The sequence below is a fragment of the Herbaspirillum lusitanum P6-12 genome, assembly GCF_000256565.1.
Classification (GTDB): Bacteria; Pseudomonadota; Gammaproteobacteria; order Burkholderiales; family Burkholderiaceae_D; genus Herbaspirillum; species Herbaspirillum lusitanum.
In genome coordinates, this window is record NZ_AJHH01000498.1 from 1 (window position 1) to 693 (window position 693).

Sequence of the window (693 nt, forward strand, 5' to 3'; positions counted from 1 at the left end):
CGGCGACTTGACCTGGTACAGGTACATGTCGTGGATGTTGCGGCCGTCGGCCCGGATGTAGCCCTTGTTATAGAAGTCGTCGATCTTCATTTTCTTGAGCTCGGCCATGACCTTGGTCGAATCGTCGGTCTTGATCGCCGCGACCGCCTTCAGGTAGGTCGTGGTGGCGGAGTAAGCGGCGGCCTGGTGCGTGCTCGGCATCTTCTTCATCTTCAGGAAGAAGCGGTTGGCGAACTGGCGCGAGGCGTCGTCCTTGTCCCAGTACCAGCTGTCGGTCATCATCAGGCCCTCGGCGTTGTTCAGGCCGAGTGCGTGGATGTCGTTGATCACCATCAGGAGACCCACCAGCTTCATGGTCTTGGTGACGCCGAATTCCTTGGCCGCCTTGATCGCATTGACGGTATCGTCGCCGGCGTTGGCCAGGCCCAGTATCTGCGCCTTGGAGCCCTGCGCCTGCAGCAGGAAGGTCAGGCGCGCCGAGCCGGCGCCGATGTTGATGTAGACGCGCTTCTTTTCCGCCATGACCTTGTTCGTCGCCAGGGCGGTAGCGGAGTTGACGCCGCCGATCAGCATGTCGAGGCCGCGCTGGTCGGCCCATTCGCGCGCCTTGGTGGCGGCGATGTCGGCTTTGTTGAGGTGATCGGCGGACAGTACTTCGATCGGCTTGCCCAGCACCTTGCCGCCGAAGTCGGC

Annotated in this window: 1 protein-coding gene; it reads right to left on the reverse strand. The window is 62.2% G+C overall.

Features of this window, described 5'->3' with window-relative positions:
- On the reverse strand, nucleotides 1-693 hold a 693-nt coding region (locus tag HLUSI_RS0116805; protein ID WP_016835071.1), incomplete at both ends, for an ABC transporter substrate-binding protein.